We start from the raw sequence: 18,511 nt of genomic DNA, 5'->3' as shown, positions 1-18,511 counted from the left end.
GAAAAACTATTCTCCGCCTACATCCAGTTTGATTTCCTGCTCAGCCTCCTGCTTAAAGGTCTCCATCTGGTCGGTCGTCGGCGTCGGCAGTTCATCAATGGAAGATACGCCAAAGGAACGTAGGAATTCTTCCGTGGTTCCAAAAAGCATCGGTCTTCCCGGTGCATCCAGACGTCCAAGTTCGGTCACCAGGGAATATTCCACCAGTTTGCTGACGGCATGATCGCTGGATACGCCTCGGATCTTTTCGATCTCCGATTTGGTGATCGGCTGCTTGTAGGCAATGATGGATAAGGTTTCCAAAAGGACATCCGTCAACACCTGCTTGCGTGGCTGCTTTGCCATGCGGATCAGGTATTCATAGAGTTCCGGCTTCGTGCACATCTGGTAAGAACCGTCCAGTTCCGTCAGTTGCACCCCGCGTCCTTCTTCTGCCCATGTTTCTTTCATATGTTCCAATGCCTTTACGACATCTTTTGTCTCTACTTCCAGTGCCTTTGCGATACGTGACGGTTCCACCGCCTCGCCAAAGGTAAAAAGAATCCCTTCTATGATGGACTCCATCTGTTTTTGATCCATAACGTCACTCCTATTCTATGCCGCGATTTTCGACTCGATCAGAATATCATCAAAGGTATGCTCCTGCGAGATCAGAATCTTTCCCGATTTCATCAATTCCAATATCGCCAAGAAAGTCACGATCACTTCCATCTTACTGCTCTGTTTTTCCAATAACTGACGAAAACTAAAGTTTTTATGCTGGCCGGCGTACTCTGACAAATAGCCCATCTTGTCCTCCAGTGATACTTCTTCCTTGCGGATCTCTCCGAATTTGGAACGGATGGGATCGATCTTGTCCTTCTGTCGTTTCAATACGGATTTAAAAATATCATTCAACTGGTTCAAGGTCAGGTCTGATACCAGTTCCTTGGTATCAATGGGCGGTGTGTATGCCAGAACCTCCTCCGGAACGGTCGGCTCTTTGTAAAAAATATGGGAGGCATCCACCTGGCAATCCTTTAATTCAAACGCCATGCATTTATATAATTTGTATTCCAGCAACTGTTGCACCAATTCTGCCCGCGGATCTTCCTCATCCTCTTCCTCGGTAGGATCTGCCGGGAGCAGCATCTTGGACTTGATATCCAGAAGTGTCGCAGCCATGACCATAAATTCACTAACGACATTCAGATCATGTTTTTGCATCTGTCGGATATATTCCATATATTGATTTGTAATCTCTACGATGGGAATATCATAAATGCTGACTTTATTCTTATCTAGCAGGTGTAAAAGAAGATCCAGAGGTCCTTCAAACACCTGTAACTTGAATTCTAATTCCATATGCCTACCTCTTCACAAAATCCTTTCTATTATACTGGGTTTTCCCATGAATTTCAAGTTTTTGGCATAGGAGACATTTCTTTTTATATACTAGGTAATAATGTAATTTCCTGAGGTATTTTATGAAATCCTATAAATCCCTCTTATGTCTGCTTCTATCGCTTCTTTTGCTCCTGCCTCTTTTTTGTATGCCCGCACTTGCAGAAGAAGCAGACGAGACGCAGGATACTGCCCTGACCTTGTCCTGTCCTTCCGCGGTTTTGATGGAAGCCTCGACCGGCTGTATCCTATACGAAAAGGATGCGGTCGCAAGACTTCCCATGGCAAGTGTGACCAAGGTCATGACCCTGCTTTTGATCTTTGAAGCCATCGAAAACGGACAGATCTCTCCGGAAACCCAGGTCAGCGTTTCGGAACACGCTGCCTCCATGGGCGGATCACAGGTCTTTTTGGAAGCCGGTGAGATACAGACCGTAGAGACACTGATCAAATGTATCAGCATCGCCTCTGCCAACGATGCAGCCGTTGCCATGGCAGAGACTGTCGCCGGCTCGGAAGAAGCCTTTGTTGCCCTTATGAACGAAAAAGCCGCCGCCCTTTCCATGGAAAACACGCATTTTGTAAACTGCTGCGGTCTGGATGACACCGACCATTACTCCTGTGCCAAGGATCTTGCCCTTTTAAGCCGCCAGTTGATCCTGCGTTTTCCAGCCATCTACGACTATTGCCAGATCTGGCAGGAAGATATTACCCATACGACCAAGAAAGGACAGACTCCTTTTACACTGACCAACACCAATAAACTGCTCAAATCCTATCCTTATGCCACAGGTCTTAAGACCGGTTCGACCAGCCTTGCCAAATTCTGTCTGTCCGCCACAGCCAGCAAAGATAATATCGATCTGATCGCTGTGATCATGGCGGCACCGACCTCCAAAGACCGTATTCGGGATGCCCAGTCGCTGTTTGCCTATGGCTTTGCCAACACTGCCATCTATCAGGACAAAACGACCGAAAAGATCCTGCAGATCCCGGTCAAAAAAGGAGTCGCCGATACCCTGCATGCAGTTGCCAAGCAGGATTTTTCCTATCTGGATCAAAAGAAGGCAGATCTCAGCCAGATCACCAGTAAACAAAACCTGCCTGAAAACCTCACGGCTCCCATCAAAAAAGGTGATACCGTCGGCTCCATCGACTATTACCTGGGTGACAAGCAGATCGGATCCATCCCGGTCGTAGCCAAGGAGTCCATTGCAGCTGCCGGTTATGGAGATATTTTACAGGAAATGTTCTGCTATTACTGCTTTGTATCCAAGAGTGTCGGCAGGTAAATGGTGCCCCAGTTGCCACCACCGTCCATATGCCCCCGCTTCGCCCGTTCATAGAGGCGGAGTTTGACATCGACCGGGCTAAGATATGGTTCCTGTTGTAAGAGCAAGGCAATGGCTCCCGTCACAACAGGAACTGACATGGAAGTGCCGGTCTTTTTTACATACCAGCCCTGCTTGCTGCAACTGGTGATATTACTTCCCGGTGCATAGATTTCTGGTTTTTTGACGCAATCCGCTGTCGGTCCGCGCCCGCTGTAATCGCTTGGAGAAAAAGTACCCTGCCGGTAATCTGCACTGCCTACCGTTATGACCTTGGGCTGGGTGCCCGGTATGGTGACACTCCCCTTACCCGGTCCATTGTTGCCTGCCGCGCATACCGTGACAATCCCTTTGTCCCAGGCGGCTTCCACTGCGCCTAACAGGTCTCTCTGCCAGTCTTTGGCAACACTTTTGATCAGACCGACCGAAATATTTAAAATGCGAATGTGGAATTTTTCCTGCATCTGCATACACCAATAAATTGCCGCGATAAAGTCCTCAATACGTCCGTCGCCCTGGTGATTTAGGACCTTTCCTATGATCAGATTGCTATGTGCCGCAATTCCGCGATACCTGCCCTTGGAACGCAGTCCGCTGCCGGAACTGATGCCCGCAATATGGGTGCCATGTCCGTAATCGTCATATAAACCCTGACGTTCCTCTACAAAGTCCCGGAACAAAACAATACGTTTTCCAAAATCAGGGTGTGCCTCCACACCGCTATCTAAAATACAAACACCAACCGGCTGGTCTCTATCCCCCAGCCGATCCATGTTTTCTTCAAATCCTATCCAATGCCTTACCTGATTCATCTGTATTTTTTCGCTTTTTTTCAGTATATGAAAAAAACTCCCATCGGTTCAAACCGATGAGAGTTCCTGGGTTTATAGATTATTTTACATCCTTGATAGAGAAGGAAATTCTTCCCATCTTGTCCTTGCCAAGACATACAACCTTAACAACATCGCCAAGGGTAAGTACATCTTCTACATGCTCGATTCTCTCTTTGGAGATCTTAGAAATGTGAACCATGCCTTCCTTGCCAGGTGCGAACTCGATGAATGCACCGAATTCTTTGATACTTACGACCTTACCGGTAAAGATCTGTCCCTGTTCAAAGTCGGTTGTGATGATCTTGATCATCTCTACGGCTTCGTCCATCTTTTCCTTGTCCGTACCGCAAACAGATACGTTACCTTCATCTGTGATGTCGATCTTAACGCCGGTACGCTCAATGATCTCATTGATGGTCTTCCCACGCTGACCTACAACATCGCCGATCTTTGCCGGATCGATCTGGATCTGGATGATCTTTGGTGCATACTTGCCAACGCTCTCTCTAGGTGCAGAGATTGCCTTTGACATACACTCATCCATGATGAAGAATCTTGCTTCTCTGGTTCTGCGGATCGCTTCTTCTACGATCGGTCTGGTCAGACCATGGATCTTGATATCCATCTGGATGGCTGTAATACCGTCTTTGGTTCCTGTAACCTTAAAGTCCATATCACCAAAGAAATCTTCCAAGCCCTGGATATCGGTAAGTACGATATAATCATCATCTATCTCTCCTGTAACAAGACCACAGGAAATACCTGCAACCATCTTCTTGATCGGTACACCGGCTGCCATAAGTGCCATACAAGATGCACAGGTAGATGCCATAGATGTAGAACCATTGGACTCAAATGTCTCAGAGACCGCACGGATCGCATATGGGAACTCCTCTGTAGAAGGAAGTACCGGGATCAAGGCTCTTTCAGCCAATGCTCCATGTCCGATCTCACGACGTCCCGGTCCACGGGATGGCTTTGTCTCGCCGACAGAGTATGATGGGAAGTTGTAATGATGCATGTAACGCTTTACGGTAATGTTCTCATCCAAACCGTCAACCTTCTGAACTTCAGAAAGCGGCGCTAAAGTAACAACGTCACAGATCTGTGTTTGTCCACGTGTAAACATAGCAGATCCATGTACTCTAGGGATCAGATCTACTTCTGCGGAAAGTGGACGGATCTGGTCGATACGTCTGCCATCCGGACGCTTGTGATCCTTCAAGATCATCTTGCGGACAGTCTTCTTCTGATACTGATATACAGCCTCACCTAAGACTTCCAGCCAATCTTCTTTATCTGCAAATGCTTCTTCAAATTTCTCGGTAACCTGACGGATATTCTCCTCACGTACCTGCTTCTGGTCTGTAAATACAGCCTCTTCCATTTCTTCCGGTGTCACGATCTTGCGCATTTCTGCGAACATCTCTTCCGGAATGGCACAAGAGGTGTAAGAATGTTTGGGCTTACCAACTTCAGCAACCATCTGGTTGATAAATGCGATGATGGTCTGGTTGACATCATGTGCCTTGTAGATAGCCTCGATCATCTTGTCTTCCGGGATCTCATTGGCACCGGCTTCGATCATGATGACCTTCTGTGCTGTAGATGCAACGGTCAGTTTCAGATCTCCGTTGTCCCACTGTGCCTGTGATGGGTTGATGATGAACTCGCCATCGACCATACCTACCTGTGTCATAGCACAAGGTCCGTCAAATGGGATATCGGAAATACAGGTTGAAATTGCTGCACCAAGCATGGCAACAAGTTCCGGACGAGCCTCCGGGTCAACACTCATGACCATGTTGTTCAAAGTAACGTCATTGCGGTAATCCTTTGGGAAAAGCGGACGCATCGGACGGTCGATCACACGTGCGGTAAGCACAGAATTCTCAGATGCCTTGCCCTCTCTCTTATTAAATCCACCAGGGATCTTTCCTACGGAATATAATTTTTCTTCAAATTCCACACTCAGTGGGAAGAAATCAATACCTTCTCTTGGCTTCTCTGATGCTGTAGCCGTTGAAAGTACGGTTGTCTCACCATACTGGATGAATGCTGCACCATTTGCCTGTGCTGCCACACGACCAACATCAACACGCAGGGTTCTTCCTGCAAGTTCCATTGTAAATGTCTTTGTCATTTCTTATCTCCTTATATTATATTTGTTAAGACAGAAACCCGAAACTACTGATAAATCCCAAGCCAGCCTGACACTTATCAGTGGTCTCGGATCATCCTCCTGTCTGATAACCGGTAACTTATGGGCAATCCCATACGAAAAATTGGGCGGAATAGAAAACTACCCCGCCCATGCAAGCAAATTATTTTCTTAAACCTAAACGCTCGATCAAAGAACGATATCTCTCGATATCAACGTCCTTAAGATATGCTAAGAGATTACGTCTCTTACCGATCATCTTTAACATACCACGTCTAGAATGGTGATCCTTTGGGTTTTCCTTTAAATGCTCGGTCAACTCCTGGATTCTTGCTGTAAGAACTGCTACCTGAACTTCCGGTGAACCTGTATCACCAGGTGTTCTAGCGTATTCTTCCATAATTGCTGTTTTCTTTTCCTTTGAAATCATGTTTCTACCTCCTAAAATTTCATACGCCTGTACTCAGCATAAGGTCGGAGTTTCCAAATACCGAATACGGGTAAAATCATACCAAAAGAGTATAACACAGGTTGTATATCCTGTAAAGATATTTATTGTATCAATCTAACAATCTTGTGCAGCAGATCGGTGATCTGTTGAAGGCACTGGAAATAATGATACCGGTACGTTCGGTGCTGGCATGCACGATCTGTCCGCCGCCGATATAAATAGCCACATGGCTGATACTCTTGCCACTGCCGTAAAATACCAGATCTCCCGGCATCAATTCGGAAGTGCTGACTCTGGTACCGTAATTTGCCTGTGCACGGGAAGAATGTGGCAGACTGTAACCGTATTTTGCAAAAATGGAAAGGACAAAACCGGAACAATCCGCACCATTGGTCAGGCTGGTGCCGCCCCAGACATAAGGATTGCCTACAAACTGGGTCGCATAGTTGACAAGATCCACACGGACATCCGATACACCCTGTCCGTATCTTGCCTCTGACATAGTCATGGCATCTGCAAGAGTCGTTGCACATGTCACATAGTCACCGCTGACATAGCCATATTCGCCATCGATATTGACCTGCACCCATCCATCGGTCTCCGATACGATCTCTAACTCCTCGCCCTCCGGCATGGTCGCTAAGATCTCAGATGTGGTATTTGGCTCTAAGCGTACACGCAAAGAGTCAGTATTGACTGTGGCAGTATAACGTGCCACCTCGTTTGCCTTGGTGATCGCTGCATCACCGGTCAGAAGATATTCGGATAAGACATAGCCTTCTACCTCACCGGAAGAAATATGTGTCCAGTCTCCCTCTGTGCCTAAGATCTCACATCCGGCGTTTTCCGGTAACTTGCCTACCATAGAAGCATCGGTTGAGGCTGCTTCTCTGATATTGATATTGCCCTCTACATTGGCTAGTCCTAAATTAGCATAGCCAAAGGTATCTAACTGTGCCGTACCGGTGGTCTCCACATCCGCATCCGATACCTGCGGCATGGCTGCCGCTTCCTCTACATTGACTGCAGCAGATGCCACGATACCTGCAGTCAATCTCTGCGACTGCATCTGTTTGTTGCTATAGCAAAAAGAAAATATAAGGCATCCTGCACATGCCACCGAAATTGCACTAATCAATCGATTCTTCACAATGTCCTCCCAAATCCAAACTGAATTTTCCAAAATTTCCACTAAAAAAACAGCAGCAAACACTGCTGTCTTTTTGCATTATAGCAAGACATATTTCATCTGTCAACAAATTTGTAACAATTATGTAACAAACTAATGATTAAAGTAAGAAAGTGCCGTTTTCTTATCCCTCTCCATCTGTGCAAAGAGTTCCTCTACGGAGTCGAACTTCTTTTCATCACGGATATGGGAAAGAAATACCACACGCGCGTCCTTTTCATAGACATCCTGATCAAAATCCAAAATATGTGTCTCGATCCCCATTTGATTTTCCCCGGTCACCGTCGGCTTGACACCAACATTGGTCACACCGTGATATATATGATGCTCGATCTCGATCTTGGTCACATAAACGCCGTTTTTCGGCAGTAACTTGTCCTCCGGCGGGATCAGATTGATCGTCGGCATCCCCATCTTGCTTCCCAGATGATAGCCATGCACGATCTCGCCCCAGACAAAGTATTCATAGCCCAGAAGTTCGTTGCCCTTTTCTATATTACCGGCAGCGATCTCTTCACGGACATAGGTAGAACTGATATCCCTGTGATCCTTTTGCAGTTTTTCCACGACCTCCAAGGTAAAACCATAGGTCTTGGAAAGTTCCTCCAGCATCTTGGCATTGCCCCGTCCCATCCTGCCAAATGAAAAGTCGGTGCCGCAGACTAAGTATTTCATGTGAAAATTCTCAACCAATAGGCGGATAAATTCTTCCGGTTCCAACTGCATGATCTCCTTTTCAAAAGAACACTGCGCCAGATAATCGATTTTTTCTTCTTCCAGAATATGTGCCCGCTCTGCATTTGTAATCAAGAGTTTGGTCATATCCTTTTTCAGACGGATCCGCGGTGATACATCAAAAGTCAGGACACAGGCTGCCAACCCCTTTTCTTTTTGCCCACGCAGTTTTTCCGTTAAAAGTTCATGCCCCTTATGTATACCGTCAAACTTACCTACCGTGACGGCTGTATTTTCTGAAATCGTCTCATTTACCAGCGAAGTAATTATCTTCATGTCGTCTCCAAAAACATCTTTTTTAGTTTGAACTGATGCTCATTTAAGTGATATATCCCAACAAATCTGCCATCTGACAGATATATGCGTACCGGATCTCCCTCATCGATCGCCTCGTCTGCCCTTGCCTGCATCTGCTCGATCGCGTTGCCGTTTACCAGTCTCTTATCTGCTTCCTCTGATGCATATACCTTGGGATAAGCAGAAAAGACCTGATCGATCGGCAGCAGGATCTGATCCAGCCGGTCTTCCTTTTTGGCTTCCTCGATCTGGGCTAAGGTCAGACTGTCTGCCAAGGCAAAAGAAGCCACCTGCGTACGCACCAGACTCTCCATACAGCCTCCGCATCCCAAAGCCTGTCCGATATCCTGACAAAGGGTACGGATATAAGTTCCCTTGGAACAATGCACTTCCATGGTAACCAGTGGCAGTGCAATATTTTTTATTCGGATCTCATAAATGGTGACCGGTCGGGGCTTTCTCTCCACCTCGATCCCTTTTCTCGCCAGATTACAGAGTTTCTGTCCTCCTACTTTAAGAGCCGAGTACATAGGCGGGACTTGCTCGATCTGCCCCACAAACTGCCCGACTGCCCGCCGGACCGCATCCTCTGTCACAGTAACAGCATGCTCCTCTAAGACCTGCCCTGTCATATCCTGCGTATCGGTAACGACCCCCAGCCGCATGACCGCCTCATAGGTCTTGTCCTTGTCTGTCAAAAGATCACAGACCTTGGTCGCCTTTCCGATACAGACCGGAAGCACCCCTGTGGCATCCGGATCCAGCGTACCGGTATGCCCTATCTTTTTTATACCAAGGATGCCGCGCATCTTCGCGACCACATCGAACGAAGTATACCCGGCTTCCTTGTAAACGTTTATAATTCCACTTTTCATATGCTACCTATTGTGCTAACTGTTCCTTGACATCCGTCACGATACCATCGATCAATGCCCATGGATCATCCCCTTCGACTGTAAAGCCTGCGGCCTTTTTATGTCCGCCGCCATGGTATTTCATAGCGATCTGTGACAGGTCGACCCGGTCTCCCTTGCAGCGTGTGCTGACCTTATAAGCCCCCGGTTCCAGACCATAAAGAAAGATCGCCACCTCGGCTTCCTTCGTCATACGGAGTTGGCTGACAATGCCGTCCAAATGCTTTGGCAGGACTGAAAATTCTGCCATTTCCTCCTGTGTGATCACAGAAGCGATACACTCTGCATCTTCATAGAGCCGGCTCTTTAAGAGTGCCTGCCCTAAGATCTTGTTCTGGGCAAAGGTCTTTTCATAAAAAGTCTTATCTACGATGGTCGGATAATCTATCCCCAGGTCCATCAGACACCCCGCAACTTCCATGGTATGACTGGAAGTACAGGAATACTGAAAGACACCGGTATCATGGATCATGCCTGTGTATATGCACTCGGCGATCTCCTTTGTGATCTTAGCCGGATCCATGCTATCGTAGACAAGTTCACTGGCAGAAGATGCATCTGCCACGATCTTATTCTTATCCGCAAATGCCTGATTACTGACATGGTGGTCAATGCAGATCGTCCTTTTTGCTGTCTCAAAAAATTTGACCGCATCCCCAAGTCTTGTCGCATCCCCACAATCTAAGACAATGCAAAGGTCAAACGACTCCTCGCTATCCTTTGCCTCCAAGATCTTGTCTGCGCCCTGTAAGAACTGAAAGATCCTTGGGATCGGCTCTAAGAACACACAGACCTTAACTTGTGGGTAATAGGTGGCGATGTAATTGTAGGTTGCCAGGCAGGAGCCCACGCAATCTCCATCCGGGCGGATATGTCCGGCGATCGCCACACTTGATACATTTTGCAGTTCCTGATCTAATTGCATAAGATCCTCCTTAGTTGCCCTGATTCAGATCATCGATCATCTTTGACATTCTGACGCCATATTCAATCGACTGATCCAAAATAAACTGAATCTCCGGTGTATTGCGCAAATTGATATTGGATGCCAAGAGTTTGCGGATATAGCCCGCAGAACTGCGCAAGCCCTCCATCGTATCAGCCTGGGCTTTTTCATCGCCCAAGACGCTGATATAGGCTTTTGCCGTCTTTAAATCCGGTGCCACCTCTACAGCCACAACACTGCAAAGGGAACTGACACGCGGATCCTTGATCTCACCGCGGATGATGTTGCTCAATTCGCGGTGAACCTCCTCATTGATCCTTGTATTTTTAATACTTCTTTTTTTCATATCCTACCTCGGTACTTCTACCATAATATATGCTTCGATCACATCATCTTCAGCGATGTCATTAAATCCGTCTAATACAAGACCACATTCAAATCCTGCCTTAACTTCCTTCACGTCATCCTTGAAACGCTTGAGTGATGCCAGATCACCTTCAAAGATCTGCTCGCCCTCACGGGATACGCGGACTTTACATCCACGCTGGAAGTAACCGTCCAAGACATAAGATCCGGCGATATTTCCGACATCAGATGCCTTGAAGATCTGACGTACCTGTGCATGACCGATAACCTTTTCCTCATAAACAGGATCCAGCATACCCTTCATGGCTGCTTCCACATCCTCGATGGCATTGTAGATGACCTTGTAAAGTCTGACGTCTACGCCTTCTCTGTCCGCGGTAGCCTTAGCCATGGCATCCGGTCTGACGTTAAATCCGATGATGATGGCATTGGATGCAGATGCTAAGATAACATCACTTTCATTGATGGCACCAACACCGCCATGAATGATCTTAACCACAACTTCGTCGTTGGAAAGTTTTACCAGAGACTGCTTCACTGCCTCGACAGACCCCTGTACGTCTGCCTTGACGATGATATTGAGTTCCTTCACATTACCGGACTGGATCTGTGAGAAGAGATCGTCTAATGACATTCTGGTCTTAGTATCTTCAATTAACTTATTCTTACTCTCGGAAATAAATGTCTCCGCAAAGTTTCTTGCTTCTTTTTCAGAATCCATGGAAACAAAGATCTCACCTGCATTCGGTACATCACTCAGTCCTAAGATTTCTACCGGTGTAGATGGTGTTGCTACCTTGACTCTGCGTCCGTTTTCATCGATCATGGCACGGACTTTACCATAAGAACTTCCGGCTGCGATCGGATCTCCCACATGCAGGGTACCCTTCTGTACCAAAACGGTTGCAACTGCACCGCGGCCCTTATCCAACTGTGCCTCAATGACAAGACCTCTTGCCGTACGCTTTGGATTTGCCTTTAATTCCAAGACTTCTGCGGTCAAAAGGATCATTTCCAGTAATTCATCGATACCTTCGTGTGTATGTGCAGATACCGGTACGAAGATGGTACTTCCGCCCCAATCTTCCGGGATCAGTTCATACTCGGATAATTCCTGCTTTACACGTTCTACATTTGCGTTTGGCTTATCGATCTTGTTGATTGCAACGATGATCTCAATGCCTGCTGCCTTTGCATGGTTGATCGCCTCAACCGTCTGTGGCATAACGCCATCATCGGCTGCAACAACCAGAATTGCAATATCGGTAGAATTGGCACCACGCATACGCATAGCGGTAAATGCCTCATGTCCCGGTGTATCTAAGAAGGTGATCTTCTGTCCATTGACTGATACCATGTAAGCACCAATGTGCTGTGTGATACCGCCTGCCTCGCGGTCTGTCACCTTAGTGTCACGGATAGCATCCAAAAGGGATGTCTTACCATGGTCAACGTGTCCCATAACGCAGACAACCGGTGGACGGGCAACCATATCTTCTTCTGACTCTTCATCCTCGCGAAGAAGTTCCTCGATCACATCTACCTTGACTTCCGGCTCACAGATGCAGTTGAACTCAAGTGCGATCTCTTCTGCCTGCTCGTAGTCGATATCCTGGTTTACGGTAACCATGATGCCCTTCATAAAGAGTTTCTTAACGATCACAGATGCCTGCACTTTCATCTTGTCAGCCAATTCCTTGATCGTAATATGCTCAGGCAGGGTCAGTGTAATGATCTCGTTCGGATCCTTTTCTGCCGGCTTTGGCTGTGGCGCCTTATTCTTCTTCTTGCCACCGTTCTTCTCCAAGTTTACATAGCGTTCCTGCTTCTTAGAGCCAAACTGATCGTGCTCATGTTTCTTTTTATTGTTGCGGTTGTTGTCGCGGCTTCCCTTTGCATTCATATCTGCAGCTGGCGCAGCCGGAGCAGCATTGTTTCTGCGGTTGTCACCGGCAAATCCACCACCGTTTGGACGGTTGCCGTTTGGTCTGTTGCCACGATTGCCGTCGTTATTGCGCGGTCTGCGGTTGTCGCCTGCGTTTACGCGGCTGCTCGGACGGTCATTTTCTGACATTTGGCGTGGACGGATCGGACGATTACCGTTTGGTCTGTCACCACGGTTGCCATTCTCACGTCTGTCCTGGCGTTCCTGTCTGTCCTGACGTTCCTTGCGCTCCAATCTCTCCTGACGTTCCTTCTCCTCCTGTACGCGGTGGGAAGGTCTGACGGTACGCTCACTCTCCGGACGGATTGTGATTCTTCCCTGTGCCGGACGTCCGGAACCGGAACGGTCACCACGATTGCCATTTTGTCTGTCACCATCCGGTCTTCTTCTCGGACGGTCACCATCACGGCGAGGTCTCTGCTGCTTGCTGTACTGGGCATTAAAGACAGCGGAAATGCTTGATTTCTTCTTCGGACGTGCATTTTCTTCCTTATGCTCTGCCTTCTTTTCCCCGGTCTTTGCCCCTTCTTTTGCAGGTTCTTCTTTTACCGCTGCCTCTTTCTTTGCTTCTGTCTTCTTCTCCGGTGCTTCTTTTACTTCTTTTTTGACCGGTTCTGCCTTTTTAAACTTCTTTTCTACGATCGCGATCGCAGCATCCTCAATGCTGTTTTGGCTCTTTACTTCTATTCCGTTTGCAGCAAGTGTTGCAACAACTTCTTTTGTTTCTACACCTAACTGTTTTGCTAATTCATATACTCTAACTTTTGCCATACTATATCCTCCATTATTCAGTTGTTATACCAATGTGATTTTCTTTTTTACAGCCTGTGCCAGATTTTCATCTGTGATCGCAACGGATGCCCGGAACTCTTTGCCGATTGCATGCCCCAGATTCTCTTTTTTGCCATAAAAAACAAGGTCGCACTCATAAAATTCACACATGTTCGTAAAACTCTTTTTGGTATTGTCAGATGCATCTTCTGCAACCAGCACCAGCCATGCCTTGCCTTCTTTGACAGCCTTTTCCACGGAAAATTCTCCGCTGACTACTTTTCCCGCTTTTGTTGCCATACCAAGCATCGCCAAAGCCTTATCCTGCATTTAGATCATCTCCTCTTCCAATCGTTTTACAATATCTTCTGGTATCTTACACTTCAATGAACGTTCCAATCCCTTATTCTTCATCGCCTTGTGAAAACATTCGATGTCTTTACAAATGTAAGCCCCTCTGCCATTGGCTCTGCCGCTGGCATCCACAAGAAAGGTATCCTCCGGTGTCTTTACCACGCGGACTAAAAGGGATTTGTCTTTCATTTCATTACATCCCACACACTTGCGCTGTGGAATTTTTTTGCCATTCATTTTATTCTTCACTTTCTGATGCTGCATCATCATCGTAGTCATCTTCTACATAATCATCTTCAGACTCGTCATACTCATCATCATAGTATTCATCGTCGTCATAATACTCATCATCATACTCGTTTTCATAATCCAAGAAATCGCCTGCTTCTCTTGCCTGCGTCTCGCTCTTGATGTCGATCTTAAATCCTGTCAGACGGGCTGCAAGTCTTGCATTCTGTCCCTCCTTACCAATGGCAAGTGACAACTGATAATCCGGAACAACAACTTTTGCTGTCTTTTCATCTGCATCTGCGATAACAGAAATGACCTTTGCCGGACTTAAGGCATGCTCAATGAGCATAGCCGGGTTTTCATTCCATTCGATGATGTCGATCTTTTCTCCGCGGAGTTCATCTACGATCGCATTGACACGGCTGCCGTTCATACCGACACATGCGCCAACCGGATCCACATTTTCATCCTCTGCCCATACAGCCATCTTTGTTCTGCTGCCTGCTTCACGCGCGATCGCCTTGATCTCTACAACGCCGTCACGTACTTCTGCGACTTCCTCTTCAAACAGACGCTTTACCAGTTCCGGGTGGGTTCTGGAAACTAAGACCTTCGGTCCTCTTGTCGTATCCTTTACTTCTAAGATCAATACCTTGATACGCTCTGTCGGCTCAAAGTGCTCACCTCTGACCTGCTCATTCTCTGCCAAGAAAGCATCGGTCTTACCAAGATTTACACTGATGTTCTTGCCGATGTAACGCTGTACGATACCGGTCACAACCGTTCTTTCCAACTGATAATACTCGTCAAATACCATCTTTCTTTCTTCTTCACGGATCTTCTGTAAGATCGTGTTCTTTGCACTCTGTGCTGCGATACGTCCAAAGTTGGTTGACTTGATCTCAACATTGACCACATCGCCGATATTGTAAGATCCGTCCATCGCCTGTGCGTCCTCCAAACTGATCTGCTCTACCGGATCTTCCACATCTTCTACAACCGTCTTGGCTGCTAAAACATGATATTCACATGTTTCCGGATTGATGTTCACGGTAATGTTATCATTCTTTCCAAAATGATTTTTGCAGGCAACCTGAAGCGAATTCTCGATCGCTTCCAAAAGGACATCTTTGCTGATATTCTTTTCAGCCTCCAACACATTTAACGCTTCTAACAATTCATTGTTCTTCATTTCTTGTTCATCCTCCTAAAATTCTTGTTATAGTACGCTAAAAATCAAATGCCAGACGGATCAATGCAATGTCTGACTTATTAAATGTAACTTCTTCATCGTCTTCGGATAGGACAGTGACACTATCATCATCATAGGCATGCAGGATACCGTAGAATTCTTTGGAACCGTCGATTGCTTTATAAGTACGGATCTCTACTTCCTGTCCCAGACTGCGTTCAAAATCCCGCGCTTTCTTGAGCGGTCGTCCCAATCCCGGTGAACTCACCTCAAAGGTATAGGCTCCCTCTACATAATCCAGTTCATCCAGCAGGACATTCATCTCTCTGCTGACCGCAACGCAGTCATCAATGGTAATACCTCCCGGTTTGTCAATATATGCCCGAAGGAAATAATCCTGACCTTCCTTGACATATTCCACGTCCACCAATTCAAAGCCTTTTTCGTCCAGAATCGGAAGGATCAATTCTTCTGTCTTCTTTTCGTACTGCTCCCTTTGTGACATGTGTCCACCACCTTTCTTTTTTTAAAAAATTGAGAGTGGACAAAATGTCCACTCTCAATTCTAGCAACATATCTACTTGCGCTCAACAGTTCGTAGGGGAATCGAACCCCTGATTCCGCCGTGAGAGGGCGGCGTCTTAACCGCTTGACCAACGAACCATGATGTCTTGTTACCGCATCGCGACAACAAGACAATGATATATCAAATACTCTTCCTCGTCAAGTACTTTTTTCAATTTTTTTGAAAAAATTGAAATTCAAGAAAATTCTTAGTCTTCATAGCCGTTTGGATTGTTCTTCTGCCATCTCCAGGAGTCTGCACACATTTCCTTGATACCATACTTTGCAGTCCATCCAAGTTCTTCCTTTGCCTTGGTCGCATCGGAATAACAGGTTGCGATATCGCCGGCTCTTCTCGGCTTGATCACATAAGGGATCTTGACGCCGGTCGCCTCCTCAAAGTTCTTTACAATATCCAGAACGCTATAGCCGACACCCGTACCCAGATTGTAGATACAAAGTCCGGCCTTCTCCTCGATCTTCTTTAATGCCTTGACATGACCGATCGCAAGATCGACTACATGGATGTAGTCTCTGACACCGGTACCATCCGGTGTATCATAGTCGTTACCGAAAACGCCAAGTTCTTTCAACTTACCAACTGCCACCTGTGTGATATATGGCATGAGGTTGTTCGGGATACCGTTTGGATTTTCACCCATGGTTCCGCTTGGATGCGCACCGATCGGATTAAAATAACGAAGTAAGATCACATTCCACTCCGGATCTGCCTTTTGCATATCGGTAAGGATCTGCTCCAACATAGACTTTGTCCATCCGTATGGGTTGGTACACTGTCCCTTTGGGCACTCCTCTGTGATCGGGATCTGTGCAGGATTGCCGTAAACTGTTGCAGATGATGAAAAGATGATGTTCTTTACGCCATGCTGTCTCATCACATCCACCAGTGTTAATGTTCCTGCGATATTGTTGTTATAATATTCCCAAGGCTTCTCAACAGATTCACCTACCGCCTTTAAGCCGGCAAAATGAATACATGAGTCGATCTGCTCCTTGTCCATGATCTCATTTAAGATGTCACGATCCAAGATGTCTCCCTTGTAGAAAGTAACCTCTTTGCCTGTGATCGCCTTAACACGATCCAATGACTTTTCACTGGCATTGGATAAGTTATCCAAAACAACCACGTCATATCCTGCCTGCAAAAGTTCTACACAAGTATGACTTCCAATGTAGCCTGCACCACCGGTAACTAAAATTGCCATCTGTCATTCCTCCTAATTAAAATATTCTTCACTCACCAAAGGGCATTATAGCATAAGTGCCTTTATAAAAAAACCTTTATTTGGTTAAAAAATTGACAAAAAAGGACTCCGAATACGTTCGGAGTCCTGCATTATCTTTAGGCAACCTTTGTCTTTGCCAATTCAACTAATTCAGCAAATGCTGCTGCGTCATTTACAGCCATCTCTGCTAACATCTTGCGGTTCATTTCAACACCTGCAAGTTTCAGTCCATACATGAACTTGCTGTAAGAAAGACCATGGATTCTTGCTGCTGCGTTGATACGAGCGATCCAGAGCTGACGCATCTGTCTCTTTCTCTGCTTTCTACCAGCATAAGAACTTGTAAGTGCTCTCATTACTGACTGCTTTGCTACACGATACTGCTTAGATCTAGCACCTCTGTAGCCCTTTGCCATCTTTAATACTCTATTATGCTTCTTCTTAGCGTTCATTCCGCCTTTAATTCTTGCCATTTTGATATCCTCCTTAACCTATTTATTAGCAGTAAGGTAAAACCTTCTTCATATTCTTAACATTTGTAGCATCTGTCATTGCTGCTTTTCTAAGATTTCTCTTTCTCTTAGTTGTCTTCTTGGTTAAGATATGGCTCTTGTAAGCTTTATTTCTCTTTAACTTTCCTGTTCCTGTTGTAGAAAAACGCTTTGCAGCTGCTCTTTTTGTCTTAATTTTTGGCATGTTATTTTCCTCCTTAAATTATCTCTTTTCTGCCAACACCATGCTGATGCTTCTGCCTTCTTGCTTTGGTGCTTTCTCCACTACTGCCATATCTTCGACTTCCTTTGCAAAGTCATCTAAGATATGTTTACTCTGTGCGATATGCGCCATCTCACGACCACGGAAACGAAGTGTGATCTTTACCTTATTGCCCTTGGAAAGGAACTTCTTGGCTGCATTGACCTTTGTGTTCAGATCGTTGGTATCAATATTCGGTGACAGGCGGATCTCTTTGACTTCAACTGTCTTCTGCTTCTTCTTCGCTTCTTTTTCCTTGCGTGCAAGTTCGTAACGATACTTACCGTAATCAATGATCTTGCATACCGGTGGCTTAGCATTCGGGGCAATCTTGACAAGATCAAGTTCTGCTTCCTCTGCCAATTTCATTGCTTCTCTTGCTGACATAATGCCAAGCTGTTCTCCGTTTGAACCAATCAGACGAATTTCTCTGTCTCTGATCTGCTCGTTAATCATTAAATCGCTAATGGTCTTATACCTCCAGATTAAAATAAAAAAAGTGGATAGACAGACTATCCACAATCAAACTCACAACACTTCAAAAAGTCGGAATATAAACGCTGAGTCACCTCTGTGCTCAGGTGAGAGTGGATACTCTACTTTGTTTTCACAACATTGGTACTTTATCACAGATTCTATGGGGCGTCAATACTTTTTTCGGATTTTCTGCTAAATTCGCACAAAAGGAAAACGACAGAAATCCTGTCGTCTTCCCCCTTGTCCTTAGACCTTGCCTGTCTCTTGTTTTAATTCATCACAGGCGACTCTGAATATGTTTCCGAATTCACCAGAAGACTCCCTTCTTCTAGTATGCCATATCAGTCGTCCTTGTCCGGAATCTTCGGAAC

At 46.1% G+C, this 18,511-nt stretch carries 20 protein-coding genes and 1 tRNA gene; 1 reads left to right on the top strand and 20 read right to left on the bottom strand.

Annotated elements, in window-relative coordinates; genetic code table 11:
• Positions 1-6: 6 nt before the first annotated feature.
• Positions 7-579: an SMC-Scp complex subunit ScpB gene (gene scpB / locus DW183_RS06335; RefSeq protein WP_118281133.1), complete on the bottom strand. Its 573-nt coding sequence runs from the start codon at positions 577-579 to the stop codon at positions 7-9.
• 15 nt (positions 580-594) lie between these two features.
• Positions 595-1,344, bottom strand: coding sequence for a segregation and condensation protein A (locus DW183_RS06330; RefSeq protein ID WP_118281132.1), 750 nt, complete (start codon positions 1,342-1,344; stop codon positions 595-597).
• A gap of 122 nt (positions 1,345-1,466) precedes the next feature.
• Between DW183_RS06330 and DW183_RS06325 the strand changes: the two genes are divergently transcribed.
• Positions 1,467-2,675 carry a D-alanyl-D-alanine carboxypeptidase family protein gene (locus DW183_RS06325; RefSeq protein ID WP_118281131.1) on the top strand — a complete coding sequence of 403 codons (1,209 nt, stop codon included), beginning with the start codon at positions 1,467-1,469 and terminating at the stop codon, positions 2,673-2,675.
• On the opposite strand, the gene DW183_RS06320 is transcribed toward DW183_RS06325, so the two are convergent.
• The 18 genes from DW183_RS06320 to infC all read right to left on the bottom strand — a co-directional run bounded on the left by DW183_RS06320 (position 2,642) and on the right by infC (position 18,119).
• Positions 2,642-3,526: a S8 family peptidase gene (locus tag DW183_RS06320; RefSeq protein WP_118281130.1), complete on the bottom strand. Its 885-nt coding sequence runs from the start codon at positions 3,524-3,526 to the stop codon at positions 2,642-2,644. The genes DW183_RS06325 and DW183_RS06320 overlap by 34 nt on opposite strands.
• A 79-nt stretch (positions 3,527-3,605) precedes the next feature.
• Complete coding sequence (locus DW183_RS06315) at positions 3,606-5,690, bottom strand: polyribonucleotide nucleotidyltransferase (RefSeq protein WP_118281129.1); 2,085 nt, start codon at positions 5,688-5,690, stop codon at positions 3,606-3,608.
• A 181-nt stretch (positions 5,691-5,871) separates the two neighbouring features.
• Positions 5,872-6,138, bottom strand: coding sequence for a 30S ribosomal protein S15 (gene rpsO / locus DW183_RS06310; RefSeq protein ID WP_118281128.1), 267 nt, complete (start codon positions 6,136-6,138; stop codon positions 5,872-5,874).
• 130 nt (positions 6,139-6,268) lie between these two features.
• Positions 6,269-7,309, bottom strand: a complete 1,041-nt coding sequence (locus DW183_RS06305) for a C40 family peptidase (protein WP_243069524.1) — start codon at positions 7,307-7,309, stop codon at positions 6,269-6,271.
• Between the two features lie 132 nt (positions 7,310-7,441).
• Entirely contained in the window at positions 7,442-8,359 is a 918-nt protein-coding gene (locus DW183_RS06300) for a bifunctional riboflavin kinase/FAD synthetase (RefSeq protein ID WP_118281127.1), read from the bottom strand.
• Positions 8,356-9,255: a tRNA pseudouridine(55) synthase TruB gene (truB, locus tag DW183_RS06295; protein WP_118281126.1), complete on the bottom strand. Its 900-nt coding sequence runs from the start codon at positions 9,253-9,255 to the stop codon at positions 8,356-8,358. The genes DW183_RS06300 and truB overlap by 4 nt, the downstream gene beginning before the upstream one ends.
• A 7-nt stretch (positions 9,256-9,262) precedes the next feature.
• Positions 9,263-10,219 carry a DHH family phosphoesterase gene (locus DW183_RS06290; RefSeq protein WP_118281125.1) on the bottom strand — a complete coding sequence of 319 codons (957 nt, stop codon included), beginning with the start codon at positions 10,217-10,219 and terminating at the stop codon, positions 9,263-9,265.
• Between the two features lie 10 nt (positions 10,220-10,229).
• On the bottom strand, positions 10,230-10,586 hold the full coding sequence (gene rbfA, locus DW183_RS06285; RefSeq protein ID WP_118281124.1) for a 30S ribosome-binding factor RbfA: 357 nt from the start codon (positions 10,584-10,586) through the stop codon (positions 10,230-10,232).
• A 3-nt stretch (positions 10,587-10,589) separates the two neighbouring features.
• Positions 10,590-13,322 (bottom strand): translation initiation factor IF-2, encoded by a 2,733-nt coding sequence (gene infB, locus DW183_RS06280; RefSeq protein ID WP_118281123.1) that lies wholly within the window; start codon positions 13,320-13,322, stop codon positions 10,590-10,592.
• Between the two features lie 24 nt (positions 13,323-13,346).
• On the bottom strand, positions 13,347-13,652 hold the full coding sequence (locus DW183_RS06275) for a L7Ae/L30e/S12e/Gadd45 family ribosomal protein (protein ID WP_118281122.1): 306 nt from the start codon (positions 13,650-13,652) through the stop codon (positions 13,347-13,349).
• Entirely contained in the window at positions 13,653-13,913 is a 261-nt protein-coding gene (gene rnpM, locus DW183_RS06270; RefSeq protein ID WP_118281368.1) for an RNase P modulator RnpM, read from the bottom strand.
• A 1-nt stretch (position 13,914) separates the two neighbouring features.
• Entirely contained in the window at positions 13,915-15,099 is a 1,185-nt protein-coding gene (gene nusA / locus DW183_RS06265; RefSeq protein WP_118281121.1) for a transcription termination factor NusA, read from the bottom strand.
• A 37-nt stretch (positions 15,100-15,136) separates the two neighbouring features.
• Positions 15,137-15,604 (bottom strand): ribosome maturation factor RimP, encoded by a 468-nt coding sequence (gene rimP, locus DW183_RS06260; RefSeq protein ID WP_118281120.1) that lies wholly within the window; start codon positions 15,602-15,604, stop codon positions 15,137-15,139.
• Between the two features lie 86 nt (positions 15,605-15,690).
• Positions 15,691-15,762 (bottom strand) — tRNA-Glu (locus DW183_RS06255).
• Between the two features lie 110 nt (positions 15,763-15,872).
• Positions 15,873-16,889, bottom strand: coding sequence for a UDP-glucose 4-epimerase GalE (gene galE / locus DW183_RS06250; protein WP_118281119.1), 1,017 nt, complete (start codon positions 16,887-16,889; stop codon positions 15,873-15,875).
• A gap of 137 nt (positions 16,890-17,026) precedes the next feature.
• On the bottom strand, positions 17,027-17,383 hold the full coding sequence (rplT, locus tag DW183_RS06245) for a 50S ribosomal protein L20 (protein WP_118281118.1): 357 nt from the start codon (positions 17,381-17,383) through the stop codon (positions 17,027-17,029).
• Positions 17,384-17,408: 25 nt separating this feature from the next.
• Positions 17,409-17,606 carry a 50S ribosomal protein L35 gene (gene rpmI / locus DW183_RS06240; RefSeq protein ID WP_118281117.1) on the bottom strand — a complete coding sequence of 66 codons (198 nt, stop codon included), beginning with the start codon at positions 17,604-17,606 and terminating at the stop codon, positions 17,409-17,411.
• An 18-nt stretch (positions 17,607-17,624) separates the two neighbouring features.
• Positions 17,625-18,119, bottom strand: a complete 495-nt coding sequence (infC, locus tag DW183_RS06235) for a translation initiation factor IF-3 (RefSeq protein ID WP_118281116.1) — start codon at positions 18,117-18,119, stop codon at positions 17,625-17,627.
• Positions 18,120-18,511: the final 392 nt, after the last annotated feature.

The organism is Roseburia sp. AM16-25, assembly GCF_003473825.1.
GTDB lineage: Bacteria > Bacillota > Clostridia > Lachnospirales > Lachnospiraceae > Pararoseburia > Pararoseburia lenta.
This window is presented reverse-complemented; position numbering and strand designations above follow the sequence as displayed.

Coding starts and splice junctions, on each gene's coding strand:
- scpB (WP_118281133.1), bottom strand. CDS start 579: ATGGATCAAAAACAGATGGAGTCCATCATAGAAGGGATTCTTTTTACC.
- DW183_RS06330 (WP_118281132.1), bottom strand. CDS start 1,344: ATGGAATTAGAATTCAAGTTACAGGTGTTTGAAGGACCTCTGGATCTT.
- DW183_RS06325 (WP_118281131.1), top strand. CDS start 1,467: ATGAAATCCTATAAATCCCTCTTATGTCTGCTTCTATCGCTTCTTTTG.
- DW183_RS06320 (WP_118281130.1), bottom strand. CDS start 3,526: ATGAATCAGGTAAGGCATTGGATAGGATTTGAAGAAAACATGGATCGG.
- DW183_RS06315 (WP_118281129.1), bottom strand. CDS start 5,690: ATGACAAAGACATTTACAATGGAACTTGCAGGAAGAACCCTGCGTGTT.
- rpsO (WP_118281128.1), bottom strand. CDS start 6,138: ATGATTTCAAAGGAAAAGAAAACAGCAATTATGGAAGAATACGCTAGA.
- DW183_RS06300 (WP_118281127.1), bottom strand. CDS start 8,359: ATGAAGATAATTACTTCGCTGGTAAATGAGACGATTTCAGAAAATACA.
- truB (WP_118281126.1), bottom strand. CDS start 9,255: ATGAAAAGTGGAATTATAAACGTTTACAAGGAAGCCGGGTATACTTCG.
- DW183_RS06290 (WP_118281125.1), bottom strand. CDS start 10,219: ATGCAATTAGATCAGGAACTGCAAAATGTATCAAGTGTGGCGATCGCC.
- rbfA (WP_118281124.1), bottom strand. CDS start 10,586: ATGAAAAAAAGAAGTATTAAAAATACAAGGATCAATGAGGAGGTTCAC.
- infB (WP_118281123.1), bottom strand. CDS start 13,322: ATGGCAAAAGTTAGAGTATATGAATTAGCAAAACAGTTAGGTGTAGAA.
- DW183_RS06275 (WP_118281122.1), bottom strand. CDS start 13,652: ATGCAGGATAAGGCTTTGGCGATGCTTGGTATGGCAACAAAAGCGGGA.
- rnpM (WP_118281368.1), bottom strand. CDS start 13,913: ATGAATGGCAAAAAAATTCCACAGCGCAAGTGTGTGGGATGTAATGAA.
- nusA (WP_118281121.1), bottom strand. CDS start 15,099: ATGAAGAACAATGAATTGTTAGAAGCGTTAAATGTGTTGGAGGCTGAA.
- rimP (WP_118281120.1), bottom strand. CDS start 15,604: ATGTCACAAAGGGAGCAGTACGAAAAGAAGACAGAAGAATTGATCCTT.
- galE (WP_118281119.1), bottom strand. CDS start 16,889: ATGGCAATTTTAGTTACCGGTGGTGCAGGCTACATTGGAAGTCATACT.
- rplT (WP_118281118.1), bottom strand. CDS start 17,383: ATGGCAAGAATTAAAGGCGGAATGAACGCTAAGAAGAAGCATAATAGA.
- rpmI (WP_118281117.1), bottom strand. CDS start 17,606: ATGCCAAAAATTAAGACAAAAAGAGCAGCTGCAAAGCGTTTTTCTACA.
- infC (WP_118281116.1), bottom strand. CDS start 18,119: ATGATTAACGAGCAGATCAGAGACAGAGAAATTCGTCTGATTGGTTCA.